At 74.1% G+C, this 21,613-nt stretch carries 26 protein-coding genes; 11 read left to right on the top strand and 15 right to left on the bottom strand.

What is annotated here, in order from left to right:
• Positions 1-125 precede the first annotated feature (125 nt).
• Positions 126-515 carry a sensor histidine kinase gene (locus tag MF672_RS43115; RefSeq protein WP_242377236.1) on the top strand — a complete coding sequence of 130 codons (390 nt, stop codon included), beginning with the start codon at positions 126-128 and terminating at the stop codon, positions 513-515.
• An 18-nt stretch (positions 516-533) separates the two neighbouring features.
• Here the strand turns inward: MF672_RS43115 and map are convergent, their stop codons facing one another.
• Positions 534-1,382, bottom strand: coding sequence for a type I methionyl aminopeptidase (gene map / locus MF672_RS43120; protein ID WP_242377235.1), 849 nt, complete (start codon positions 1,380-1,382; stop codon positions 534-536).
• A gap of 5 nt (positions 1,383-1,387) precedes the next feature.
• On the opposite strand from map, the gene MF672_RS43125 reads away from it, so the two are divergent.
• On the top strand, positions 1,388-1,591 hold the full coding sequence (locus MF672_RS43125) for a hypothetical protein (protein WP_247815726.1): 204 nt from the start codon (positions 1,388-1,390) through the stop codon (positions 1,589-1,591).
• A 12-nt stretch (positions 1,592-1,603) separates the two neighbouring features.
• Here MF672_RS43125 and MF672_RS43130 read toward each other — a convergent pair whose 3' ends face one another.
• Together MF672_RS43130 and MF672_RS43135 are read right to left on the bottom strand one after the other, a co-directional pair.
• A complete protein-coding gene (locus MF672_RS43130) occupies positions 1,604-2,254 on the bottom strand; it encodes a cyclase family protein (protein ID WP_242377234.1) in 651 nt (216 codons plus the stop codon).
• Positions 2,251-2,502, bottom strand: coding sequence for a CBU_0592 family membrane protein (locus tag MF672_RS43135; protein WP_242377233.1), 252 nt, complete (start codon positions 2,500-2,502; stop codon positions 2,251-2,253). The genes MF672_RS43130 and MF672_RS43135 overlap by 4 nt, the downstream gene beginning before the upstream one ends.
• A gap of 72 nt (positions 2,503-2,574) precedes the next feature.
• Here MF672_RS43135 and MF672_RS43140 point away from each other — a divergent pair, with 72 nt between their 5' ends.
• Positions 2,575-3,528, top strand: coding sequence for a LysR family transcriptional regulator (locus MF672_RS43140; RefSeq protein WP_242377231.1), 954 nt, complete (start codon positions 2,575-2,577; stop codon positions 3,526-3,528).
• Positions 3,529-3,551: 23 nt separating this feature from the next.
• On the opposite strand, the gene MF672_RS43145 is transcribed toward MF672_RS43140, so the two are convergent.
• Entirely contained in the window at positions 3,552-4,130 is a 579-nt protein-coding gene (locus MF672_RS43145) for a hypothetical protein (RefSeq protein ID WP_242377229.1), read from the bottom strand.
• 132 nt (positions 4,131-4,262) lie between these two features.
• Here MF672_RS43145 and npdG point away from each other — a divergent pair, with 132 nt between their 5' ends.
• Positions 4,263-4,922: an NADPH-dependent F420 reductase gene (gene npdG / locus MF672_RS43150; protein WP_242377227.1), complete on the top strand. Its 660-nt coding sequence runs from the start codon at positions 4,263-4,265 to the stop codon at positions 4,920-4,922.
• A 12-nt stretch (positions 4,923-4,934) separates the two neighbouring features.
• On the opposite strand, the gene MF672_RS43155 is transcribed toward npdG, so the two are convergent.
• The 6 genes from MF672_RS43155 to MF672_RS43180 are packed head-to-tail and all read right to left on the bottom strand — an operon-like array spanning position 4,935 to position 10,497.
• On the bottom strand, positions 4,935-5,540 hold the full coding sequence (locus tag MF672_RS43155; protein WP_242377224.1) for a response regulator transcription factor: 606 nt from the start codon (positions 5,538-5,540) through the stop codon (positions 4,935-4,937).
• Positions 5,537-6,628, bottom strand: a complete 1,092-nt coding sequence (locus MF672_RS43160) for a sensor histidine kinase (RefSeq protein WP_242377222.1) — start codon at positions 6,626-6,628, stop codon at positions 5,537-5,539. Before MF672_RS43160 ends, MF672_RS43155 begins: the two co-directional genes overlap by 4 nt.
• A 41-nt stretch (positions 6,629-6,669) precedes the next feature.
• The gene (locus MF672_RS43165; RefSeq protein WP_242377220.1) at positions 6,670-7,404 is read right to left on the bottom strand and encodes an ABC transporter permease; all 735 of its coding nucleotides are present in this window, start codon (positions 7,402-7,404) and stop codon (positions 6,670-6,672) included.
• The gene (locus MF672_RS43170; RefSeq protein WP_242377218.1) at positions 7,404-8,321 is read right to left on the bottom strand and encodes an ABC transporter ATP-binding protein; all 918 of its coding nucleotides are present in this window, start codon (positions 8,319-8,321) and stop codon (positions 7,404-7,406) included. The genes MF672_RS43165 and MF672_RS43170 overlap by 1 nt, the downstream gene beginning before the upstream one ends.
• Before the next feature lie 45 nt (positions 8,322-8,366).
• Positions 8,367-9,053 (bottom strand): alpha/beta fold hydrolase, encoded by a 687-nt coding sequence (locus MF672_RS43175; protein ID WP_242377216.1) that lies wholly within the window; start codon positions 9,051-9,053, stop codon positions 8,367-8,369.
• Between the two features lie 13 nt (positions 9,054-9,066).
• The gene (locus tag MF672_RS43180) at positions 9,067-10,497 is read right to left on the bottom strand and encodes an aminotransferase-like domain-containing protein (protein WP_242377214.1); all 1,431 of its coding nucleotides are present in this window, start codon (positions 10,495-10,497) and stop codon (positions 9,067-9,069) included.
• Positions 10,498-10,557: 60 nt separating this feature from the next.
• Between MF672_RS43180 and MF672_RS43185 the strand changes: the two genes are divergently transcribed.
• Both MF672_RS43185 and MF672_RS43190 read left to right on the top strand, forming a co-directional pair.
• A complete protein-coding gene (locus MF672_RS43185; RefSeq protein WP_242377212.1) occupies positions 10,558-11,730 on the top strand; it encodes a trans-sulfuration enzyme family protein in 1,173 nt (390 codons plus the stop codon).
• Between the two features lie 39 nt (positions 11,731-11,769).
• The gene (locus tag MF672_RS43190; RefSeq protein WP_242377209.1) at positions 11,770-12,696 is read left to right on the top strand and encodes a serine/threonine dehydratase; all 927 of its coding nucleotides are present in this window, start codon (positions 11,770-11,772) and stop codon (positions 12,694-12,696) included.
• A 16-nt stretch (positions 12,697-12,712) separates the two neighbouring features.
• On the opposite strand, the gene panB is transcribed toward MF672_RS43190, so the two are convergent.
• On the bottom strand, positions 12,713-13,558 hold the full coding sequence (gene panB, locus MF672_RS43195) for a 3-methyl-2-oxobutanoate hydroxymethyltransferase (RefSeq protein WP_242377207.1): 846 nt from the start codon (positions 13,556-13,558) through the stop codon (positions 12,713-12,715).
• A gap of 148 nt (positions 13,559-13,706) precedes the next feature.
• Between panB and MF672_RS43200 the strand changes: the two genes are divergently transcribed.
• The 3 genes from MF672_RS43200 (at position 13,707) to MF672_RS43210 (ending at position 17,293) form a co-directional block, all read left to right on the top strand.
• Positions 13,707-14,978, top strand: a complete 1,272-nt coding sequence (locus MF672_RS43200; protein WP_242377205.1) for an MFS transporter — start codon at positions 13,707-13,709, stop codon at positions 14,976-14,978.
• A gap of 154 nt (positions 14,979-15,132) precedes the next feature.
• On the top strand, positions 15,133-16,683 hold the full coding sequence (locus MF672_RS43205) for an MFS transporter (RefSeq protein ID WP_242377202.1): 1,551 nt from the start codon (positions 15,133-15,135) through the stop codon (positions 16,681-16,683).
• A gap of 7 nt (positions 16,684-16,690) precedes the next feature.
• Positions 16,691-17,293, top strand: coding sequence for a TetR/AcrR family transcriptional regulator (locus MF672_RS43210; RefSeq protein WP_242377200.1), 603 nt, complete (start codon positions 16,691-16,693; stop codon positions 17,291-17,293).
• Positions 17,294-17,404: 111 nt separating this feature from the next.
• Here MF672_RS43210 and MF672_RS43215 read toward each other — a convergent pair whose 3' ends face one another.
• A complete protein-coding gene (locus MF672_RS43215) occupies positions 17,405-18,058 on the bottom strand; it encodes a hypothetical protein (RefSeq protein ID WP_242377198.1) in 654 nt (217 codons plus the stop codon).
• A gap of 133 nt (positions 18,059-18,191) precedes the next feature.
• Positions 18,192-18,560, bottom strand: a complete 369-nt coding sequence (locus MF672_RS43220; protein ID WP_242377196.1) for a MerR family transcriptional regulator — start codon at positions 18,558-18,560, stop codon at positions 18,192-18,194.
• 82 nt (positions 18,561-18,642) lie between these two features.
• Here MF672_RS43220 and MF672_RS43225 point away from each other — a divergent pair, with 82 nt between their 5' ends.
• Positions 18,643-19,266: an SDR family NAD(P)-dependent oxidoreductase gene (locus tag MF672_RS43225; protein ID WP_242377193.1), complete on the top strand. Its 624-nt coding sequence runs from the start codon at positions 18,643-18,645 to the stop codon at positions 19,264-19,266.
• Positions 19,267-19,399: 133 nt separating this feature from the next.
• On the opposite strand, the gene MF672_RS43230 is transcribed toward MF672_RS43225, so the two are convergent.
• Positions 19,400-19,597, bottom strand: coding sequence for a Rossmann-fold NAD(P)-binding domain-containing protein (locus MF672_RS43230; RefSeq protein WP_242377191.1), 198 nt, complete (start codon positions 19,595-19,597; stop codon positions 19,400-19,402).
• Positions 19,598-19,801: 204 nt separating this feature from the next.
• Between MF672_RS43230 and MF672_RS43235 the strand changes: the two genes are divergently transcribed.
• Complete coding sequence (locus tag MF672_RS43235; protein WP_242377189.1) at positions 19,802-20,950, top strand: NUDIX hydrolase; 1,149 nt, start codon at positions 19,802-19,804, stop codon at positions 20,948-20,950.
• 213 nt (positions 20,951-21,163) lie between these two features.
• Here MF672_RS43235 and MF672_RS43240 read toward each other — a convergent pair whose 3' ends face one another.
• The gene (locus MF672_RS43240; RefSeq protein ID WP_242377187.1) at positions 21,164-21,610 is read right to left on the bottom strand and encodes an SDR family NAD(P)-dependent oxidoreductase; all 447 of its coding nucleotides are present in this window, start codon (positions 21,608-21,610) and stop codon (positions 21,164-21,166) included.
• Between the last annotated feature and the right edge of the window lie 3 nt (positions 21,611-21,613).

Here is a 21,613-nt window from a genome sequence, read left to right on the forward strand (position 1 = left end):
GGGCATAACCTCATGAGCCGGGCGCGCAGCCTTGAGGGGGGATGCGCGCGGCCGAGCGGGACGCCGGAGTGGGGACCGGCGTGGGGTGCCGAGGAAGGCGAAAACCATTGGCGGAAGAGACGCGGATGCGCGGGGGGCAAAGCCTGGCCGAGGCCCTCGAGAGTTACCTGGCCGAATGGGCCGAGCGGTCGGGCATCGCCGTCGAGACGTGGGCGTTGCCGGCCACCGACGTGCCCGCCCGCGTGTCGGCCGGGGTCATGACGACGATGCGCGAGGCTCTGGACAACGTCGAACGGCACAGCGGCGCCCGCACGGTGTCCATCGCCGTGACGGCCGGGCGCGGCGGCCTGCGCCTGACGGTCAGCGACGACGGGCGGGGCTTCCCGCCGGGCGGGGCCGGGCGCGGCCTGGCCCGCATGCGGGCCGCGTTCGCCGAGCTGGGCGGCAGCCTGTCGGTCAACAGCGTGCCCGGCGAGGGCACCACGGTCAGCGGCGTGGTGCCCCGGCGCCCGTGACGCCCGCGCGGGCCGGGGTCAGGGGAGGGTCAGGATCTCGCTGCCGCTCTCGGTGACCACGATCGTGTGCTCGAACTGGGCGGTGCGCTTGCGGTCCTTGGTGACGGCGGTCCACTTGTCGGGCCAGATGTCGTACTCGATGGTGCCGAGCGTGAGCATCGGCTCGATCGTGAACGTCATGCCCGGCACCAGCTCCACCCGCAGCGACGGGTCGTCGTAGTGGGGCACCATGAGGCCGGAGTGGAAGCTCGTGCCGATGCCGTGGCCGGTGAAGTCGCGCACCACGCCGTAGCCGAAGCGCTTGGCGTAGGCCTCGATGACCCGGCCCACCACGTTGAGCTGGCGGCCGGGGGCGACGGCTCTGATGGCCCGCATCATCGCCTCGCGGGTGCGCTCGACCAGCAGCCGCGACTCCTCGTCGACCTCGCCGACCAGGAACGTCGCGTCGGTGTCGCCGTGCACGCCGCCGATGTAGGCGGTGATGTCGACGTTGACGATGTCGCCGTCGCGCAGCACGGTGTCGTCGGGGATGCCGTGGCAGATCACCTCGTTGATCGAGGTGCACAGCGACTTGGGGTAGCCCTTGTAGCCCAGCGTGCTGGGGTAGGCGCCGTGGTCGAGCAGGAACTCGTGGCCGATGATGTCGAGCTCGTCGGTGGTGACGCCCGGCCGGACGTTGCGGCCCACCTCTTCGAGCGCCTGGGCGGCGATCCGGCCGGCCACCCGCATGCGCTCGATCATCTCCGGGGTCTTCACGTCGGACTCGCCGGTCTTGGGGCGCTTCTTGCCGACGTACTCCGGCCGCTCGATGTGGGCGGGAACCTTTCGCATGGGCGAGACTCGCCCGGGCTGGAGCAGTGTCGTCATGAACTATGAGTCTACGGGGCAGAATTGACCCCGTGAGCGAAGGCCAGTGGTGGTTCTGTCTGAAGCACATGCGCGTCGAGCCCGATCAGGGCTGCCCCAACAAGGACCGGATGGGTCCCTACGCCTCCGAGGAGGAGGCGGCCGGGGCGCTGCAACGCGCCGCCGACCGCAACAAGGCGTGGGACGAGGCCGACCAGGACGACGACTGAGCGCCCCCTCGCTCAGCCGTCGAGCACCGCGTAGGCGCGCACGGGGAAGGTCCCCATGCCGGCGATCATCGGTGGCGCGGCGTGCAGGCGGAAGCCCTCCTCGGGCAGGGCCGCCAGGTTCGTCAGGTGCTCCACCAGCGGGATCCCCGCCCCCAGCAGGATCGTGTGGGCGGGGCGTTCGCCGTGCGGCGGGGTGTCGTCGATGTTGAGCGAGTCGATCCCGACCAGCGCCGCGCCCTGCTCGGCGAGCCAGGCGGCCGACTCCGGCGCCAGATAGGGGTGGCCGTCGAAGTAGGCGTCGGTGCCGAAGTGCCGGTCCCAGCCGGTGTGGATCAGCACGGCCCGGCCGCGCACGTCCAGCGAGGTGTCGAGCCGCATCGCCCGGCCGGGCCCGTCCGCCCGTACGACCAGGCCGGGCAGGTCGGCGAGCCGGTCCACCGGCACCCCGGCCAGGTCGGGTCCTTCGGGGTAGCGGTGGTGCGGGGTGTCCAGGTAGGTGCCGGTGTTGGCGGCCAGGGTGAGGGTGGCGATCTCGAACTCGGTGCCCGGGGCGTACACCTTGCGTGAGTCCTCCCTGCTCAGGTGCAGGCCCAGGCGCGGGGCCGGGACGCCGGGGTAGGTCACCAGGCCCTCGTGGATGCGGTGGCTCAGCTCGACGATCATCGCGCGGTCCTCACTCTGGTGAGCTTGACGAGGGCGGTCACGCCGATGGCGGCCCAGACGAGGTTGAGGCCGGCCGACGGCCAGGCGGCGCTCCAGGCGCTGTTGACCATGAGCCCGACCGCGCCGAAGAGGTTCATGAGCTGGTAGGTCAGCCCGTCGCCTGTTATGCGCCCGGAGGAGACGAGGGCGTAGGCCGCCAGCAGGACGGCGGCGCCCGCCCAGCCGATGGCCGCGAGGAGGAAGTCCATGGGACGATTGTCGGGATCAATGGTGCTGAAGCACAAATAAAGAAACCTAAAGTTCCCCGTAAGCTGAGCTGTATGGACATCGACCCCCGGCGGCTGCGCGTCCTGCACGAGGTCGCCCGGCGCGGCGGCGTCATGCGCGCGGCCGAGGCGCTGCACCTCACCCCCTCCGCCGTCTCCCAGCAGCTCGCCCAGCTCGAACGCGAGGTCGGGCTGGCCCTCATCGACCGCTCGCAGCGCAGCGTGTCCCTCACGCCCGCCGGCCGGGTGCTGGCCGGCTACGCCGAACGCGTGGAGGAGGAGCTGCTGGAGGCCCGGCGCGAGCTGACCCGGTTCACCGAGCGGCTGGCCGGGCCGGTGCGCATCGCCGCGTTCCCCACCGTGATCAAGCACATGCTGGTGCCCGCGCTGCGGGCGCTCGCCGCTCGTCATCCGCGCATCGTCCCCACCATCCACGAGATCTACGGCCAGCCCGCCCTCCAGGAGCTGCGGCACGGCGCCGTGGACGTGCTCATCACCGAGCAGGACATGGGGCTGCCCGCGCTGACCCAGCCCTCGCTCAGCACCCGCCTGCTCTACGTGGACGAGTACCGCATCGTGCTGCCGCCCGGCCTGCCCGACCCGCCGCGCACGGTCGCCGACCTGGCCCGGCTGCCGTGGGTGGCCGGCGAGCCCGACCAGGCGTGCGGGCAGGCGCTGGAGCGGCTGGCCGGGCTGCACGGGTTCGAGCCGCGCAAGGTGCACGTCATCACCGAGTTCGGGCCGACGCTGGCGCTGGTCGCGGCCGGGCACGGGGTGGCGATCGTGCCCGCGCTGGCGCTGCTGGACGTCCCCGAGGGCGAGGTGCGGGTGAGCGAGCTGCGGGACGTGGGGGCGCGCCGGCTCGACGCGGTCACCCGGGTCAGCAGGACCAGGTCCGGCGAGCCGGACCCGGTGCAGGCGGTGGTGATCGCCGCGATCGAGGAGGCCACCGCCGCCCTCCAGGCGCCGCTGAGCGGACGCCTGCGGGCCACCACCGAGCCGGTGTGACGGCCGCCCCGGCCGCGCGGCCGTCAGTCGGAGAGCTGGGGGCCGCTGACCTTCTCCAGCAGCCGGGCCAGCCGGCCGCGCAGCCCGAGGCGCTGCTCCACCTCCCCGGCCGCCGCGCTGACCAGGTGCTGGACGCCGTCGAAGGTGACGACGCCGTCGCGCGGCACCTCCAGCGCGTCGTGCGCGAGCCCGGCCAGCTCCCGGTCGCCGCCCTCGAGGGCGAGGATCGTCGCGCCGGTGCGGCGGGCGTCGTCGACCCGTTCCAGCAGCGGCACCGGCGCCCGCTGCTCGGCCAGCACGAACAACGTCTCCCCGCGCGCCGCCCGCTCCAGCCGGTCGAGGCCGACGCGCAGATGGGCGGGCGCGCCCGGGGGCGGCGCCCAGCGCACCAGCGTGGGCGTGAGCTGCGGCAGGCCGGAGAAGCGGGCCTCGTCGGCGAGGTGCGCCGTGAGGTGCCAGGGCTCGTCGTCGGGGGTGCCGATGAGCAGCAGGCCGCCGGGGGAGCGGGTGGCGCGCAGGGCGTGGCCGAGGTCGCGCGCGCGGTCGAGCCAGCTCGTCCTGGCCAGGAGTTCGCGCAGCAGCGCCACCGATCCCGAGTCCATGCGTCCATGGTGCCGGACGGGTCCGCGCGGGGGAGCTGTTTCGGAAGTGATGGTTTGCCACCTCATGGGACAGGACGCCGCCGCGCGCCCCCGCGCCGCACCGCCCCGGGGACGGGCTGGCATGATCGGAGCATGACTGACGTAGACGTGAGCGGGCTCTCCATCGGCATCCTCGGCGGCACCGGCGACCAGGGCAAGGGGCTGGCGCGGCGGTTCGCGCTGGCCGGGCACCCGGTGCTCATCGGGTCGCGGAGCGCCGGGCGCGCCCAGGAGGCGGCCGGGTCCATCGGGGCGGGCGCGCGGGGCGAGGAGAACGCCGTCGTCGCCGCCGAGGCCGACGTGGTGATCGTGGCGGTGCCGTACGAGGGGCACAAGGCGCTGCTGGAGTCGCTGCGCGCCGAGCTGGCCGGCAAGATCGTGGTGGACTGCGTGAACCCGCTCGGCTTCGACAAGCGCGGCGCCTACGCGCTGCCCGTCGAGGAGGGCAGCGCCGCCGAGCAGGCCGCGTCCGTGCTGCCGGACAGCCGGGTGGTGGCGGCCTTCCACCACGTCTCCGCCGTCGTCCTCATGGACCCGGCCGTCGACAAGGTGGACCTCGACGTGCTGGTGCTCGGCGACGACCGCGAGGCGACCGACACCGTGCAGGCGCTGGCCGCGGTGATCCCCGGCGTGCGCGGCGTGTACGGCGGGCGGCTGCGCAACGCCCACCAGGTGGAGGCGTTCACCGCCAACCTCATCTCGGTCAACCGCCGCTACAAGGCGCACGCCGGGCTGCGGATCACCGACATCTGACGAGGCGGGGGGTCACAACCAGCCGGCGTCCTCGGCGACCCGGATGGCGTCGATCTTGTTGCGGGCGCCGGTCTTGGTGATCGCACCCGTGAGGTAGTTGCGCACGGTGCCGGCCGACAGGTGCAGGCGGGCGGCGATCTCCTCGGCCGAGGCGCCGCCGGCGGCCGCCCTGAGCACGGTGGCCTCGCGGGGGGTGAGCGGGCTCTCGCCGTACTCCATGGCCGCCGACACCAGCTCGGCGTCCAGCACCCGCAGCCCCGCCGCGGTGCGGCGGACGGCGTCGGCCAGCCGGTCGCCGGGCGCGTCCTTGACGAGGAACGCCTCGATCCCGGCGGCCAGCGCGCGCCGCACCTGGCCGGGCCGGCCGAGCGCGGTGAGCACGAGGATCCGGCAGGACGGCAGGCGCTCGCGCAGCTCGGCCGCGGCGGTGATGCCGTCGACGACGGGCAGGTCGATGTCCACGATCGCGACGTCGGGGCGGACCCGCAGGGCGGCCGGGACGATCTCGTCGCCGCGGGTCACCTCCGCCGCGACCTCGAGGTCCGGCTCCAGCCGGAGCAGGGCGGTGAGCGCGGCCCGGATCATGTGCATGTCCTCGGCCAGCAGGATCCTGATCACGCCGGCACCTCCATCGCCAGCAGGAAGCCGCCGCCGGGGGTGGGGGCGGCGGTGCAGGAGCCTCCCGCCTGCGCGGCCCGCTCGGCCAGCCCGGCCAGCCCGCCGCCGTCCCCGGCGGGGGTGCCGGGGGCGCCGTCGTTGGCGATCTCCAGCCGCACCGTCCCGGCGCTCAGCGAGGTGGTGATCGTGCAGACCGTGGCCCGGCTGTGGCGCAGCACGTTGGTGACGGCCTCGCGCACCGCCCAGGCCAGCGCCTCCTCCTGGCGGCGCGGCAGCGGCCCGCCGGCCAGGTGCGCCTGGCAGCTCACGCCCGCCGACTCCAGCAGCGCCGCCGCCCGGTCCACCTCGCCCGCCAACGACATGGCCCGGTAGCCGCGGGCGACCTGGCGCACGTCCTGGGCCGCCTCCCTGGCCACCCGGACCAGCTCGCCGACCTCGCCGCGGGCGGCGGCCGGGTCGCGGTCCATGAGACGGGCGGCCAGGTCGCCCTTGAGCGCGATCGCGGTGAGGCTGCGCCCGAGGCCGTCGTGCAGGTCGCGGGAGATGCGCAGCCGCTCCTTGAGCACGGCGGCGTCGGCCAGCTCCGCCCTGGCCTGCTCCAGCTCCGCCGCGACCCGGACGAAGCGGACCAGCGCGTACGTCATCGCGCCCGTCGTCGGCACGGTGACCACGTAGAACGCGGTGACCACGGCCCCCTCGACGCCGCCCCACAGCATCAGCCCCTCGTACGCCATCGCGAGCCCCACCAGCGCGCACCCCCACCCCAGGGGTGCGGACACGAGGAGCGCGCCGGCCAGCATCGGCGCGGCCACCGCCGAGAACCCGCCGGGCAGCAGCAGGTCGGGCAGGTACGTCGCCACCACCTGCAGCACGAGCGTGAGCGGGAAACGCGGCGGGCGCCGGCCGCGCAGCGCCGCCCGCAGGTTGAGGTGGTGGGTGGCGACGACGGCGAGCATGGCGAGGGCGGCGAGCGCGCCCCAGCCCGCGCCGTGCCGGAAGTACAGCAGCGCGATCACGGTGTAGGCGACGGACACGGCCGTGAGCAGGCCGATCGCGAGCCGGCGGGCCGTGGCCGAGGTGGAGAGCACAGTCGATTATGTCCTTCGCGCGGATGTCCTTTTCGCCCGGTTCACGAGCGGCGTGGCTCCCAGCGGAACCACAGCCGCAGCGCCACCAGCCCGGCCACCGCCCAGCCCGCCAGCACCAGCAGCGCCCGGACGGCGTCGCCGGTCCTGACCGCGTCCACGACGACCGAGGTCGGCAGCAGGTCCAGCGCGGGCCGCAGCCACCCGGGCAGCGGGATCGGCCCCATCGCGCCCGCCGCCACCGAGCAGATGAGGAAGACCGGCATCGCGTACGCCGCCGCCAGCTCCGCCCGCGGGATCACCGCCGTCCAGGCCGCCCCGAGCAGCGTCATCACGGCCGAGCCCGCCGCCGAGACCAGCGCGAACACCAGGACGCCGGCCGGCGGCGAGACGTCCGCCGTCAGCCGGGCCACCGCCGCGCACACCGCGGTCACGGCGAGGGTCTGGGTGGCGGTGGAGGCGATCTGGCCCGCCAGGATCTGCCCGTCGGTCAGCGCGGTGGCCCGCAGCCGCTTCAGCACGAGCTGGTCGCGGCGGTTGACCAGGGCGACCGCGATGTTCATGAACGCGGTGACCGACAGCAGGATGGCGAGCGAGGCGGTGAACATCTCGGCCGCGGCGGCCGCGTCGCCGGCCCGTACGCGCCGCATGAGCAGCGGCATCCCGACCGACAGCGCCACGGGCGTGACCACCGAGGCGAACAACATGGCCCGGTCGCGCCAGAACAGGCGGGTGCCGAGACGGTAGGTGGCGGCGAGGCTCATCACGGCGAGGCTCATCACAAGGTCCTTCCCGCGTCGCCGGCGAGGGCGTGCTCGCCGTGCCTGAGGTCGAGGTAGAGGTCCTCCAGCGTGGCGGGGCGGACCTCCAGACCGGCCAGCCGCAGCCCGCGCCCCGCGGCCCAGGTCAGCAGCGTCTGCGCGGCGAGGCCGGGGTCCTCGGCGCGGCACACCGCGCGGCCGTCCTCGACCGTGGCCGGCAGCGGCAGCTCGGCGGGGCGCACGTGCGCGGGCAGGACGAACGCCACCCGCCCGGCGCGGGCGGCCAGCGTCTCGGCCATGCCGCCGGAGGCCACGAGCACGCCCTCGTCCATGATCGCCATGCTGCCGGCGAGGCGCTGGGCCTCCTCCAGGTAGTGGGTGGTCAGCAGGATCGCGGTGCCCTGCCCGGCCAGGCCGCGGACGACGTCCCAGGTGGCGGCGCGGGCCTCGGGGTCGAGGCCGGTGGTCGGCTCGTCGAGGAACAGCACGTCGGGGCGGCCCAGCAGGGCCAGCGCCAGGTCGAGGCGCCGCTTCTCGCCGCCGGAGAGCTGCCGCACCCGCACGCCCGCGCGGCCGGACAGCCCGGCCAGCTCCAGGGCCTCCGCGCGCGGGCGGGGCGCGAAGGTGAAGCCGCGCCAGGCGTCGACGGTCGCGGCGACCGTCAGGTCGGGGAAGAACCCGGCCTCCTGGAACATGATCCCGGTGCGCCGGCGCAGGGCGGCGCGGTCGGCCCGCGGGTCGAGGCCGAGCACCCGCACCTCGCCCCCGTCGGGCCGCTGGAGGCCGGCCAGCACCTCGACCGTCGTCGTCTTGCCCGCGCCGTTGCCGCCGAGCAGCGCGAAGACCTCCCCCTCCGCCACCTCGAACGAGATGCCGCGCACCGCCTGAAACCCCTGATGGCTCTTGGTGAGCCCGTCGACCCGGATCGCTGTCATGCCTCCACTGTCACCGGGCGGGGGGCCCGCCCGGCAGTGAGGAATTCACGAGATGCGCGACGACTTCAGCAGCGCGCCGGCGACGCCCTCCGGATCGACGAGCTGGTGCAGGTGCAGGCCGGGCAGCCGGGTCACCGGCCAGCCGCGCCGCTTCGCCTCCTCGGCGACCTCGTCGTACGGCGGCCCGAACCACAGGCACGAGCACCTGACCTCGTCCCACCCGGCGGGCACCGGCACGGCCTGCGTGTAGTAGTCGAGCGGCAGCCGCGGCTGCTCGGCCGCCACCCGCACCCGCACGGCCGGGTCGGGCAGCATGGCCACGACGTCCTCCTCGTCCCACCAGTCGGTCCAGCGCGGCAGGACGCCGTCGGGGCCGGCCAGGCCGCGCAGGAACGGCAGGAACGCCTCCTCGGCGACCCGGACCAGGCCGTCGCGGGGCGGGACGTGGGCGTCGGCGAACACGCAGGCCACCACGCGCTCGCCCAGCCCCTCCTTGACCAGCGGCAGGAAGAACCCGGCGTTGCTGTGCGCCACCAGCACCAGGGGCGTCTCGGGCGCGGCGTCGCGGACCGCCGCCACGACGCGCGGCCAGTAGGGCGGCCCGCCCGCCGCGACGCCGGTGAGGTCGGGCACCACGGCGGCGTGCCCCCGGCGCCGCAGCGACTCGGCCACCGGTGCCCATGTCGAGGGGCCGACGGAGGGGCTGTGCACGAGTACGAAGGTCGTCTCCACGCCCTCCAGGCTCTCAGACGATCAGGGTGTGCCGGGCCGCCGTCCGGCCCGTGCCGTCGAAGGCCGCCCAGGCCAGGGCCAGGTTGTTCACCGCTCGCGAAAGCTCGTCGGCGGGCAGCAGGAAGTGCAGCCGCATGCGGTCGGCGTGCCCGCCGAGCGGGTCGAACGAGCGGCCGGGCGGCACCGCCACGCCGTGCCGGAGCGCCACCTGGGCGAAGGCGTCCACGTCGCCGCGGGGGATCCGCACCCAGATCGTCTGGCCGCCCCCGGCGGGCTCGAACGTCCAGGACGGCAGCCGGGCGCGCAGCTCGGCGCACAGGTGCTCGTGCCGGGCGGCCAGCAGCCGCACCCGCGCGGCGCGCACCTCCTCCAGGCGGCGCAGCAGCGCGGCGGCGGCGACCTGGCTGACCACCTCGCCCCCCAGGTCGTGCACCGCCCGCAGCCGCGCCAGCCGCGACACCAGCGGCGCCGCGGCCCGGACCCAGCCGACGCGCAGCCCGCCCCACACCAGCTTGCTCAGCGAGCCGACGGTGATCACCTGCTCGCCCCGGCCGAACGCGGCCAGCGGCGGCGGCGTCCCGCCGGAGAAGCACAGCTCGGCGCAGACCTCGTCGTCCACGAGCGGCACGTCGTGCTCGGCGGCGAGCGCGGCCAGCCGCCGCCGCACGGGGTCCGGCATGATCGCGCCGTCGGGATTGCGGGCCGTGGGGACGAAGTATGCCAGCGCGGGACGTTCCCGCAGCGCCGCGGCCAGCCCCTCCGGCGTCACCGGCCGGACCACGGCCGCGGCGTGCCGGAACACCTCCAGCGCCCCCGGGTAGGTCGGCGACTCGGTCAGCACGGTGTCGCCGGGCGCCACCAGCAGCCCGGCGAGCAGCGTGAGCGCGTGCTGGGCGCCCGTCGTCACCAGGATCTCGGCGGGCTCGGTGGGCAGGCCGCGGCCGGTGTAGTACGCGGCCAGCGCGGCGCGCAGGGCGGGGTGGCCGGCCGGCTGGTAGCCGATGTCCCGCAGGCCGGACAGGCCGCGCGCGGCCTCCGCGTACGCCTCCGTCAGCGCCTCGGGCGGGTCGTCGGGCGCGGCGCAGGTCAGCAGGGCGACCCCGTCCGGCGGGTGCAGGATGTGCAGCAGCAGCGGGTTGGCCGGCACGCCGTCGGCGGTCCTGGCGGCCGGGAGGTCGAGCGCGGCCACCCGGGTGCCGCTGCCCTGGCGGCGCACCACCCGGCCCTCCTGCTGGAGCAGGTCGTAAGCGGCCACGACCGTGCCGCGGCCGACCGCGAGGCGCCGGGCCAGCACCCGGTCCGGCGGCAGCGGCTGGCCGGGCGGCAGCACGCCGTCGTCGATCAGCGCCCGCAGCCGGGCGGCCAGCAGCAGGTAGAGCGGGCCGCGTCCGGACGCCCAGCGGCCGAGCAGGTCGATGAGATCGTCGAGATTGGCCCCATTCATGGACCAATTCTGCCTGATTGGCTCTCACGCCGGGCAGGCCGCCGGGCGATCCTGGGTGTCATGACCGAATACCGTCCTGAGACGCGTACCGTGCACATCCCGCAGGCGCCCGTCGAGGGCAGCCGCCCGATCACCGTGCCGATCTACCAGACCTCCGGGTTCACCTTCGACGACCCGGCCGTCATGGCCGACGCCATGGAGAGCCCGTCCGGGCCGTTCGTCTACGCGCGCTACACCAACCCGACCGTGCGCTCGCTGGAGCTGGCCGTCGCCGGGCTGGAGGGCGGCGCGGCCGCGATCGCGACCGGGTCCGGCATGGGCGCGATCAACACCGTCCTGCTCGGCCTGCTCAAGCCGGGCGACCACCTCATCGCGCAGCGCTCGCTCTACGGCGGCACGGCCGCGATGCTCGCCGACCTGGCGGCCAGGTTCGGGATCGCGGTCACCCACGTGCCCGAGAACGACCCCGCCGCGCTGCGCGCCGCCGCGCGGCCCGAGACCAAGCTCGTCTACCTGGAGACGATCAGCAACCCGATGGCGCTCGTCGCCGACCTGCCCGCGATGTGCCAGGCGGCCCGCGAGCTGGGCATCCTGTCCGTGGTCGACAACACCTTCGCCACGCCGCTGCTCTGCCGGCCCATCGAGCACGGCGCCGACGTCGTGCTGCACTCCACCACCAAGTACCTGTCCGGGCACACCGACGTCGTCGGCGGCCTGGCCGTCTTCGCCGACGCCGGGCTGCACGAGCGGATCTGGCACTTCGCGATCGAGCTGGGGGCCGCGGCCGACCCGTTCGCGGCGTGGCTGGTGACGCGCGGGCTGCAGACCCTCGCCCTGCGCATGGAGCGGCACTGCGCCAACGCCGCGTACCTGGCCGCGCGGCTCGCCGAGCACCCGGCCGTGGCGGCCGTGCACTGGCCGGGGCTGCCGTCGCACCCGTCGTACGAGCTGGGCCGCAAGCTGCTGCCCGGGTTCGGCGGGGTGTTCTCCTTCGACCTGGCGGGCGGGCGCGCGGCGGGGGAGCGGTTCATGAAGGCGGTGCGCCTGGCGCTGCTGGCCCCCTCGCTCGGCGGGGTCGAGACGCTCGTCATGCACCCGGCGACCACCTCGCACCGCTCGCTCACGGCCGAGGAGCTGGCGGCGAACGGCATCGGCGAGGGCACCGTGCGGATCGCGGTCGGCATCGAGCACCCCGAGGACCTCTGGGCCGACGTCTCCCAGGCGCTCGCGTAGCCTTCGGACGTACACGTAACGCCTTCTCAGGGGAGAACCATGACCGCCGCCGTGACCCGCGAGGACGTCGTCGCCGCCGCCCGGCGGATCTCCGGCCGGGTGCTGCGCACGCCCGTGCTGGAGATCTCGCCGGGGCTGTACCTGAAGCTGGAGCTGCTGCAGCACTCCGGGTCGTTCAAGGTGCGGGGGGCGTTCAACCGCGTCCTGTCGGCGGGGCCGCTGCCGGACAGCGGCGTCATCGCGGCCAGCGGCGGCAACCACGGGCTGGCCGTGGCGTACGTGGCCAGGGCGCTCGGCGTGCGGGCCGAGATCTTCGTGCCCGAGGTGACCAGCCCCGTCAAGGTCGCGGGGCTGGCCGCGCTGGGGGCGCACATCACCCAGACCGGGGCCGTCTACGCGGAGGCGGCGGAGGCGGCGGCCAAGCGCGCCGCCGAGACGGGCGCGCTCCCCGTCCACGCCTACGACCAGCCCGAGGTGATCGCCGGGCAGGGCACCACCGGGCTGGAGATCATGGAGCAGACCGGCGGCGTGGACACCGTCCTGGTGGCCGTCGGCGGCGGCGGGCTGGCCGCCGGCGTCACGCTCGGCACCTCCGCCCCCGACGGCGGCGGGCCCCGCGTCGTGGCCGTCGAGCCCGAGCTGATCCCCACGCTGCACGCGGCGCTGCGGGCCGGCGGGCCGGTGCCGGTCGAGGTGAGCGGCGTCGGCGCCGACGCCCTGGGCGCCAGCCGGCTCGGCGGCCTCGCCTACGACCTGCTGTCGGGGCCCCGGGTGCGCAGCGTGCTGGTGCCGGACGAGGCCATCGTCGCGGCGCGCCGGGCGCTGTGGGAGCGGCACCGGCTGGTGGCCGAGCACGCGGGGGCGGCGGCGTACGCGGCGCTGCTCGCCGGGGCGTACGAGCGGGAGGAGGGCGAGCGGGTGGCGGTGGTGGTCTGCGGCTCCAACACCGACCCCGCCACCCTGTGACCCCGGCCCTCCGGCGTCAGCTGTAGGAGTGCTCCGCGCCGGGGAAGGAGCCGGAGACGACGTCGGCGGCGAAGTCGCGGACCGCCCGGTCCAGGTCGCCGGCGAGGTCGGCGTAGCGCTTGACGAACTTGGCCGGGTGCGGCGTCAGCCCCATCAGGTCCTGCCACACCAGCACCTGCGCGTCCGTGGCCGCGCCCGCCCCGATGCCGATCGTCGGGATCGCCAGGGACGTCGTCACCCGCTGCGCCAGCTCGGCCGGCACGCACTCCAGCACCACCGAGAACGCCCCGGCCCGCTCCAGGTCCTTGGCGTCGGCCATCAGCTCGTCGCCCGCCTGCCCGCGCCCCTGCACCCGGTAGCCGCCGAGCGCGTTGACCGACTGCGGCGTCAGCCCGAGGTGCGCCATCACCGGCACCCCCGCCGACACCAGCGCCTCGACCTGCGGCAGGACGCGCCGGCCGCCCTCCAGCTTGACCGCGTGCGCGCCCGCCTCCTTCATGAAGCGGGCGGCCGACTCCAGCGCCTGCTGGGGCGAGCCCTGGTACGAGCCGAACGGCAGGTCGGCGACCACCAGGGCGCGTGAGGACCCGCGCACCACGGCCGCGGTGAGCGGCAGCAGGTCGTCGACCGTGACCGGCAGCGTGGAGTCGTAGCCGTAGACCACCATGGCGGCGGAGTCGCCCACCAGCAGCACCGGGATGCCGGCCGCGTCGAACACCCGCGCCGTCATGGCGTCGTAGGCGGTGACCATGGGCCACCGCTCCCCGCGCTCTTTGGCGGCGGCGAGGTCGCGGACGGTGACGCGCCGCCCGCCGGCGCCGCCGTACAGGGTGCCCCGGGCAGGGGCCGAGGAAGAGGACATGAGATAACCCTCCAGGAATGTCTCGAGGCGCCCCAGTGGCGTCCCCGGACCTCTTCCGATGATGGCACGCGCGCGGCCGGGCCCCGAAAACCGGTGGCGGAACTGTCGGTGCCGCTTGCCAGAATCAATGACGGAGGTAACGAACACCATGGCTCTCGACCCTTACCGGCGCCTGCTCACGATCCCCGGCGTCCCCACCCTGCTGCTGGTGGGGCTGCTGGCCCGGGTGCCGGCCACGGCCACCGGCATGGCGCTGACCCTGCACGTGGCCGAGGTGCTGCACCTCGGCTGGGCCAAGGCCGGGCTGGTCACCATGGCCAGCACGATCGGCATGGCCGTCGGCTCGCCGCTGTCGGGCCGGCTCGTCGACCGGCACGGGCTGCGTCCCGTGCTCGTCGTCACCACCGCGGCGCAGGCGGCGTTCTGGGCGAGCGCGTGGGCGCTGCCGTTCCCGGCGCTCGTGGGGGCGGCCGCGCTGGCCGGGCTGCTGGGGCTGCCGGTGTTCAGCGTGACCCGGCAGTGCCTGGCCGCCATGGTGCCCGCGCCGCAGCGGCGCACCGCGTTCACGCTCGACTCCATGCTGGTCGAGCTGTCCTACATGACCGGGCCGGCGCTGGCCGTGGCCGGGCTCACGGCGCTGGGCAGCGGCGTGACGATGACCGTCATCGGGGCCGGCATGACGCTCGCCGGGGTCGGCCTGATCGTGCTCGACCCGCCCACCCGCTCGGCGGCCGAGCTGGAGGAGCAGGCGGAGCGCGGCGGGCGGGTGCCGCGGCGGGCCTGGTTCACGCCGTCGTTCGTGGCGCTGCTGGGCACGGTGGCGGCGGCCACGTTCGTGCTCACCGCCACCGAGCTGTCGCTGACCGCCACCATGACTGAGGCGGGGCAGACCGCGTGGGTGGGCCTCGCGGTCGGCATCTGGTGCGTCTACTCGCTGGTCGGGGGCTTCGTGTACGGCGGGCTGTCGCGCGGCTTCTCGCCTCTGGCGCTGATCGCGGGCATGGGCCTGCTCACCGTGCCCGTGGGGCTGGCGGGCGGCGACTGGCGCTGGCTCATCCTGGCCCTGCTGCCGGCCGGGCTGCTGTGCGCGCCGTCCCTGTCGGCCACGGTCGACGTCGTGAGCGGCTGGGTGCCGGCCGGGGCGCGCGGCGAGGCCATGGGCTTCCACGGCACGGCGCTGCTGATCGGCGGCGCGGCCTCCGCGCCGATCGCCGGGGCCGTCATCGACGGGGTGGGCCCGTCGTGGGCGTTCGCGGTGGCGGGGCTGGCGGGGGCCGGCATCGTGCTGGTCGCGCTGCCGCTGTGGCGCCGCCGTCCCGCTCCGGCCGCCACGCCGCCGGAGCGGGCGGACCAGCCGGAGCAGGCGGGCCAGGCGGGGCAGGCGGGCGAGGAGGCCGCGGCCCCGGCCGCCGCGGGCTGAGCTGAGGGGCACGCGCATCGCCGGGTGACGGGCGGATGACGTGACCCGGCCGTCCGTTCACGTGGAATTTACGAAACGGGACCGTTGCGTATCGGAATGGCTTGCGATACGGTGTCGTTGCGAAACTTAGTCGTATCGAAATTAAGGACGCTTCATGGACCCGAACACAGGACACCCACGGCGCTGGGGCATCCTCGGCGTGCTGGTGTTCAGCCTCCTGGCGGTCGTGCTGGACAACACGATCCTCAACGTGGCGATGAAGACCATCTCCGACCCCGTGGCAGGCTTGGGCGCGACGCAGAGCGAGCTGGAATGGGCGATCAACTCCTACACGCTGGTGTTCGCCGGATTGTTGTTCACCTTCGGCGTGATCGGTGACCGCACGGGGCGCAAGCGCATGCTGATCATCGGCATGGCGCTGTTCGGCCTGGCCTCGCTCGCCAGCGCCTACGCCCAGGACCCGATGCAGCTGATCCTGGCCAGGGCGGCGATGGGCATCGGCGGCGCGGCCATCATGCCGGCCACCCTGGCGATCATCAGCAACGTCTTCCCGCCCGCCGAGCGCGGCCGGGCGATCGGCGTGTGGGCCGGCGGCGTCGGCCTCGCGGTCGCGATCGGCCCCATCACCGGCGGCCTGCTGATCGAGCACTTCTGGTGGGGCTCGGTCTTCCTGATCAACGTGCCGATCGTGATCATCGGCGTGATCCTCATCACGGCCGTCGTCCCCGAGTCGCGCGACCCCAAGCCGTCCCGGCTCGACCCGGTCGGCGTGCTGCTGTCGATCATCGGCCTGGTGGCCCTCGTGTACGGCATCATCCGCGGCGGCTACCTCGGCACCGTGGCCAGCGCCGAGGTGCTGGTGCCCACCCTCGTCGGCGTGGCGGTGCTGGGCGCGTTCGTCTGGTGGGAGCGCCGCATCGACCACCCCGTCTTCGACGTGCGCAGCTTCACCAACATCCGGTTCAGCTCGGCCATCGGCATGATGGGCATCGTGTTCTTCGCGATGATGGGCGGGATGTTCTTCCTGACCTTCTACCTGCAGGTCGTGCTGGGTTACACGGCGCTGCAGGCGGGGGCGCTGATGATCCCGTTCGCCGCCGCGCAGCTCATCTTCGCGCCGCTCAGCCAGCGGGTCAACGAGCGCTTCGGCGCCAAGCTGGCCGCCACCGTCAGCATGATCGTGGTGACCCTGGCGCTGGCCAGCTACTCGCTGATGACCGCCGACACGCCGATCCTGCTCATCGAGATCGTCTTCTTCGTCCAGGGTGCCGCGATGGCCAACATCATGCCGCCCGCCACGACCGCGATCATGGAGGCGCTGCCCAGGGAGAAGGCCGGCGTCGGCTCGGCCATGAGCAACACCGTCCGCCAGGTCGCCGGCGCGCTCGGCGTGGCCGTGCTCGGCTCGGTGCTGTCCTCCAGCTACCGGGGGCAGATGGAGCCCGTCCTGGCCGGCCTGCCGGCCGACGTCCGGCACACCGCGGGAGAGTCCATCATGGCCACCATGGGCGTCGTCCAGGCGCTCGGCGAGCGCGGCCAGGCCCTGGTCAAGCCCGCGTTCGCGGCGTTCATCGACGGCATGCACGTCACCGCCCTGGTCTCGGCCGTGATCACGCTGCTCGGCGTCGTCGTGGTGGCCCGCTGGATGCCGGGCAAGCCCAAGCCGGTCCAGCAGGCGGAACAGAAGGAACCAGCGGTAGTGTGAGGCCGCGATGACGATCCAGGAATCAGGCGCCGCCCGGCCCGCCGGGCGGCCGCGCAGCGAGAAGGCCGAGAAGGCGATCATCGAGGCGACCCTCGACCTGATCGCCGAGGGCATGGGCGTGTCCGAGCTGTCCATCGAGGCGATCGCGTCGCGGGCGGGCGTCGGGAAGACCACCATCTACCGGCGCTGGTCCAACAAGGAGGACCTGGTCGTCGACGCCCTGTCCACGCTCAAGGCCCCGTTGCCGCCGCTGTCCGGCACCTCCGTGCGCGACGACCTCATCACCCTGCTGGAGGCCATGCGCACCGAGTCCGGGCACCAGCGCGGCCGATGCGTGATGAACATCGCGATGAGCGAGGCCGACCGGCACCCGCGGCTGATGGAGCGCTTCGTCAAGCGCGCCATCGAGCCGCGGCGCCTCGCGCTGCGCGAGGTCATCGAACGCGGCGTCGCCACCGGCGAGCTGCGGCCCGACCTGGACGTCGCCATGGGCATGGCCATCCTGTCGGGCACGATGATGTGGCACACCAAGTGGGGCCCGGCCGGCGACCTCCCGGCGGACCTGCCCGAACGGATCGTGGACGCGGCCCTCGCCGGCATGGCCCCCTGACGCGCCCCTCGGGCCCTGCGGGGCCCGCGGCGGCGTCACACCGCCTTCACCCGAGGTCGGCGGGGAGCGACCGCTCGGTGAGGAGCCGGCGGACCCGGTCCGCCCGCCCGCTCACCCAGGGCCGCAGCAACTCCCACCCTGGAAGTACCCGAACCCGTACGGGCTCGACGGCGACGGCCTGAGCAGCGGCAACGCCATCGCCACCGCCTCCTCCGAGTAGAGCGCCCACCGCGCCAGGCACGCCCCCAGCTCGCCCTCCCGCCGCCCCTCGTCGGCCAGGAGGGCCACGTCCCCCCAGACCCCCCACAACACGTTCACGAACGACGGCGACACCATGAACCGCACCCGCTGATCCTCCCGCCCCGCCGGCCCGAGCTCCTTGAGCACCGACTCCGCGATGTGCCCCGGATGGCCCTCGTACGCCCCGGCCGCGTGGCACGGCACCCCCTCCACCAGCCGGCAGGCCACGACCTCGCCCTCGGGCAGCGGGACGACGGCGGCCGTCGTCCGCGCCCGCGCCTCGGCCACCGCCAGGGACACCAGCTCCGGCAGCCGCTCGATCGGCTCCAGCGTGTGCGCCGCCTGCCAGGCGCGCAGCCGCCCGCCCAGCGACCCGGGCCCCTTCGGCGGGGCGGCGTCCAGCTCCGCGTGCGCCTGCTCGAACACCTGCTCCGGCAGCCACCGCGGCTCCAGCCCCAGGCACTCGCGCGCGTACTCGGCGAGCGGCGACCGGTCCCCGCCGAGCCGCCGCGCCACCGCCCGCATCGCCCGTACGTGCGCCGCCTGGTAGGGCCCCGGCGCGCTGTCCAGCAGCCGTCCGGCCTCGTCGGAGTCCCTGAGCCCACCGGAGCCCCTGAGTTCGCCTGAACCCGCGAGGCCGCCGGAGCCCGCGAGGCCGTCAGGGGCGCCGGCCGAGCGCCGCGCTGAGGATGCCGTCCAGCTCGCGCTGGGACGCCTGCAGCCGCTCGATGGTCCCGGCGATGCGCCGCCGCTCCGACCGCAGGTGACTGATCATGCCGGGGCAGGCGGCGGGCACCATCCGGCCGCCCTCGTCGTCGTGGACGCAGGCCAGCAGCCGGGCGATGACCGTCGTGGGCAGCCCGGCGGCGAGCAGGGCCCGGATGTGGCGGACGGCCGCCACGTCCGCGTCCGCGTACTCGCGGTAGCCGTTGGGCAGCCGCACCGGCCGCAGCAGCCCCTGCTCCTCGTAGTAACGCAGCAGCCGCCTGCTCACGCCGGTCGCGCGGGCCAGGTCGCCGATCCTCATGGGTCTCCTTGACCTTCACATCGGTGTGACGCCTTACCGTCGTCCCGTCCGACAGCTCGTAACGCACAGGAAGGAGCGGATGATGCCGGGAGCGGTGATCATCGGGGCGGGGCCGGGGATCGGCCGGTCGGTGGCGTGGCGGTTCGCGCGGGAGGGCATGCCCGTGGCGCTCCTCTCGCGCACCGGCCGGACCCTGGACGTGGCGGGGGCGCGCGGCTACCGGGCCGACTGCGCCGACGAGGAGTCGCTGCGCGGCGCGCTCGACGCGGCCCGCGCCGAGCTCGGCGTCCCGGACGTCGTGGTCTACAACGCCGCGATCGTCCGCCCGGACACGGCCGCCGACGCCGGGCTGCGGGCGCACCTGGAGGCGTGGGCGGTCAACGTCGTCGGCGCGCTCGTGGCGGCCGCGCACCTCGCGCCCGCGATGGCCGGGACCGGCGGCGGGACGTTCCTCGTCACCGGCGGCATGCCGGAGCCCAGGCGCGAGTACGTCAGCCTGTCGCTCGGCAAGAGCGGCGTGCGGACGCTGGTGGCGCTGCTCGACCAGGAGTACGGGCCGGCCGGCGTGCACGTGGCCTCCGTCACGGTGGCGGGACCGGTCGCCCCGGGCACCCCCTTCGACCCGGACGACATCGCCGAGCACTACTGGCGCCTCCATGCCCAGCCGCGCGGCGCGTGGCAGCACGAAGCCGTCCACACCGGCTGACCGCGCGGCTGTACGACGTCGCCCGTCCGTCTGGAGCTGTCCGCCGCCTACGGCCCGGCCTCCACGGCGGGCGTGGAGCGGGGCCCGTCGCCACCTGTCCGCCCAGCGCCCGCACCTGCCGCGTGCCGGCCGGTCAGGGGCGGGGCGGCGCGCCGACCGGCTCCGACAGGGCGGCCTTGACGGCGCGGCTCTGCTCGTCGGCCAGGACCTCGGGCCGGCCGTGGGCCAGGGCGTCCACGGTCAGCTCGGCCACCGTGGCGGCGCTGATCTTCGGCGCGTCCGTCCAGGCGCTGAGGTCGGTGTCCACGAACCCGGCGTGCACCCCCACCACCAGGGTGCCCTGCTGCCGCAGCGCCTTGCGCAGGGCGTCGGTCAGCGACCTGCTAGGAGAGCGCGGGCCCGCCCGTCTGTCCTTACCTCGTCCGCCCGCACCTCGATCGGGACAGGAGAATGCACAGAGAGTCGCCAACCTGTTGCAGATCGTCCGGGCAGCCGTTTTGATGGGAATGGGGCTGCATCGGCACGGGGAGGGCTTGTGAAGGATGTGCTGCTGCTCGTCGCCGGTGCTCTCGTCGGAGGATTCGTCGGGCTGCTGCTCAACGTATGGTTCGAGGCGAAGTGGATCGCCTGGTCGCAACGTCGTCGGAGGCTGCGCTTCTCCCGGCACATTCGACGGACGGTGCCTGAGGATTACGGGCCCGTGTCGGTCGGCGGCGTGGTCACCCGGGTGCATATCGTCGAAGGGGACGGGCAGGCGGTCATCGAGCCGGACAACGTCATCATCAAGCTGGAGAACGGGAAAGATCCCTTGCCTCTCCCCGTGGAGCTACGACGGGAACGGATCGCCCGGCAGTTACGGTCTTCGTCGCCGTCGCCCACCAACGTACGTGCCTGGAACAGCGCCACGCTCGTGGCGTTGCAGCATTATCAGGTGTCACGGACGCCGAAGGGGGAACACCTTTCCCTCCGCCTGCATGTGACGCCCGTGGATTACGCGACCTTCGCCGCTACCGTGCTCAGCTTGGACGCCCCCGCTGAGACCGCCGACCCCTACGGTGCCGAGGCCACGCTGCGGCAGCTCTATTTCCCGAATCCCGCCCGGGAGGCGAGCGCCATCCGGACGCCCATACCGTTCCTGGCGAACGGCGTCGGGGTCCTTCTCCTGGCCTTCACCGATGACGATCATGTCATTCTCAGCAAGCGGAACGTCCATTCGCGGGCTCGGCCCGGAGAGCGGGACGTCACCGTGGTGGAAGGGCTTAACAGCGAACTGGACACCTACCGGGGTAACCATCTCAGCCTCTACGCGGCGGCGGTCCGGGGCTGTCAGGAAGAACTGGGCGTGGAGGTGCACACCCATGACATCAAGATTCTCGCCTTCGGTGTGGACATGGACTACTACCAGTGGAGTCTGCTGGGACTGGTCGACCTGCGCTGTAGCGTGCCCGAGGTCATCGCCGCGCATTCCCTTCATGCCAAGGACCGGTGGGAGGGCAAGCTTGACCCTCTGGCATGCGACCCCGTCCGCGTGTTTGAGAGGGTGAAGCAGGACAAGATCTGGGATCTGGGCCTGGTCACCATCTACCTAGCCCTGTGCTACAAGCTCGGGAACAAGACGGTCGAGCGTGCCGCCGATAGGGTTTTCGGCGTACGCCGACCGGTCGGTCGGCCATGGCGACACTAACACGCGGAAACGTGGCACTACCGCGACCCAGGACGACGTCGAAAGACGTACCGCAAGTGGCCCGCCGACTCCACTCCGACCCTAACCCTGGCCACGAGGTGGCCAGGCGGTTCTGGAAGATCGGAGAGGCGTACCCTATTCCCTCGGTGGCTCCCTCGGAAAACCAGCACGTAAGGGGCCTGATGGGTTACAAATTGGCCGACGAGGTGGCTATCAACGCGCCGACGCGGCGTACCCGGGGAACTCCGGCTGCCCCACCCAGGACGCCACCGACAGCATGTTGACCAGGGCCCCGCCGCCGTTGCGGGCCAGGACGGGGGCGAAGGCCCGCGACACCGCCCAGGTGCCGAAGTAGTTGACCTCCATGGCCTGGCGGGCGCCGTCGAAGGAGCCCTCCAGCAGCTTGGTGCTCGCGCCGCCCACCCCCGCGTTGTTGATCACGATGGTGACGTCGCCCGCGACGGCCGCGGCCGCCGCGACGCTCTCCTCGTCCGTGACGTCCAGGCGCACGGGGACGACGTCGGCGTCCGGCACGCTCGCCGGGTCCCGGACGCCGGCGTAGACCTTCGCCGCGCCGTGGCCGAGGAGCGCGCGGGCGAACGCGCGGCCGATCCCGCGGTTCCCGCCCGTCGCCAGCGCGACGGCTCCCTTGATCTCCATGGT

Origin of the sequence: Actinomadura luzonensis (assembly GCF_022664455.2) — a bacterium.
Lineage (GTDB): Bacteria > Actinomycetota > Actinomycetes > Streptosporangiales > Streptosporangiaceae > Nonomuraea > Nonomuraea luzonensis.